The sequence below is a fragment of the Nocardiopsis sp. TNDT3 genome (assembly GCF_003427465.1).
GTDB classification, from domain to species: Bacteria; Actinomycetota; Actinomycetes; order Streptosporangiales; family Streptosporangiaceae; genus Nocardiopsis; species Nocardiopsis dassonvillei.
Map to the genome: position 1 here is coordinate 1 of NZ_QPFC01000054.1, position 1791 is coordinate 1791.

A 1791-nucleotide genomic window follows, 5' to 3' on the forward strand; every position below is an offset into this window, starting at 1 on the left:
CGCTCCCGGCCATCACGGCCGGGAGCGCCTCCGCTCCGGTCTTCCGGGAGCGCGGGTCCGGACCACGACGACCTCAACCAGCCGAAGGGCAGGGAGTCAGCCGCGCGAGGAACTCGCCGAACGATCGCGCTATCCGTCGGGGGACGCGGTCTTCGTCGATGTAGGCGATGGCGGGTTCTCCCGCGGGACCGCACCCGGAATAGTCGAGCATGACCGTGTCATGGCCACCGGAAGGCGTGTGGCAGACCACCACGCCGATTTCCGGATACCCCCATTCGGTGATGAGGTACGAGCTTCCCCCGTCGGACGCGGAGTCGATCCCCCAGTTTCCGCCGATTCCCCGGATCCCGCTGATCTCGAAATGGTCGTCGGCCCAGGACGTCGGAAACGGCGTGGGGTAGCAGCGGCGTCGCGGGGTCCCTCCGTTCCGTATCAGCAGCACCTCCACGTAGCCGCGAGGAAGCCGCACGCCGAGGTCCGTCTCGGCACGGCGGACCATTTCGCTGTCGAGAGGAGGACCGGTGTAGTAGTCGCTGTCCTCGAACAGCTCTGTCATCAGCAACCTCCGGTGTGTCCGGTGCCGACACGGACTCGCCCCTCGACGAGTTGTGCAGGCCCGGGGTCTCGATGATGCCGGTAGGACAGCCGGAACCCCCGTCCGGGGTTGCGGCAGTGCCTGTCCTTCGCGCGGGGCTCATGTACCGCGATTCCTGGCGCGGCGGCCTCTTCCGCCCCACCCGGACCGTGACGGGGCCGCCCGACGGACCGTGCGCACACTAGGCTCCAGCGATGGACCGAGTCACCGATGTACCCCACACCCCCGCCCGGGCCGCGGATCCGGCCCGGACGAACGACTACGACGGTTTCGCCGAGGCGTACGCGGCGGACAACGAGGACAACATCCAGAACGCCTACTACGAACGGCCCGCGATGCTGGCCCTGGCCGGGGACGTGACCGGCCGCCGCATCCTGGACGCGGGCTGCGGCGCGGGCCCCCTGTCCGCCGCCCTGCGCGACCGGGGCGCCGACGTCACCGGTGTCGACGCCAGCGCCGGAATGCTGGCGCTGGCCAGGCGCAGGCTCGGGGAGGACGCGGACCTGCGCGTGGCCGACCTGAGCGATCCCCTCCCGTTCGCCGACGGCGCGTTCGACGACGTGGTCGCGTCGCTGGTGCTGCACTACCTGGAGGACTGGGGCCCGACGCTGGCCGAGTTCCGGCGCGTGCTCAGGCCCAGCGGTCGGCTGATCGCGTCGGTGCAGCACCCGTTCACGGACTACGCGATCCAGGACCCCCGGCCCGACTACTTCGCGACCACCAGCTACAGTGCCGAGTTCGCGTTCGGAGGGCGGATCGTTCCGCTGAGGTTCTGGCGCAGGCCGCTGCACGCGATGACCGACGCCTTCACCGCCGCCGGGTTCCGCCTGTGCGCCATCAGCGAGCCGCAGCCCGATCCGGCCGCCCGTGAGCTGTTCCCCGACGAGTTCCACGCCCTGTCGACCAGGATCGGCTTCCTCTTCTTCGTCCTGGAGGCGCCGCCGTCCCGGCCAGCGAGGGCCGCCCCGAGGCACTGGCCACCGGCGCGGCCGGGGACGTCTTCCTGTGCCACCCGTTCCTCGTGCACGCCGCCCAGCCGCACCGGGGCGCCGCCCCGCGCTTCATGGCCCAGCCGCCGCTGCTGCCCCTGGGGGAACTCGACCTCGACGCGCGGCGGCCCACCCCGGTCGAACGTCCGGTCATCGAGGCGCTACGCGCGTGCTGACCCGCGCCGGGGCCGCGCGGTGGTCCCGGCC

At 71.7% G+C, this 1791-nt stretch carries 1 protein-coding gene and 1 pseudogene; one reads left to right on the top strand and one right to left on the bottom strand.

Going from position 1 to position 1791, the window contains the following annotated elements; translation table 11 throughout:
* Positions 1–73: 73 nt before the first annotated feature.
* Positions 74–556: an SMI1/KNR4 family protein gene (locus DQW06_RS01550; protein ID WP_117197827.1), complete on the bottom strand. Its 483-nt coding sequence runs from the start codon at positions 554–556 to the stop codon at positions 74–76.
* 233 nt (positions 557–789) lie between these two features.
* Between DQW06_RS01550 and DQW06_RS01555 the strand changes: the two are divergent.
* Positions 790–1536 (top strand): annotated as a pseudogene (locus DQW06_RS01555) (class I SAM-dependent methyltransferase); the annotation flags it as partial.
* Positions 1537–1791: the final 255 nt, after the last annotated feature.

Coding starts and splice junctions, on each gene's coding strand:
- DQW06_RS01550 (WP_117197827.1), bottom strand. CDS start 556: ATGACAGAGCTGTTCGAGGACAGCGACTACTACACCGGTCCTCCTCTC.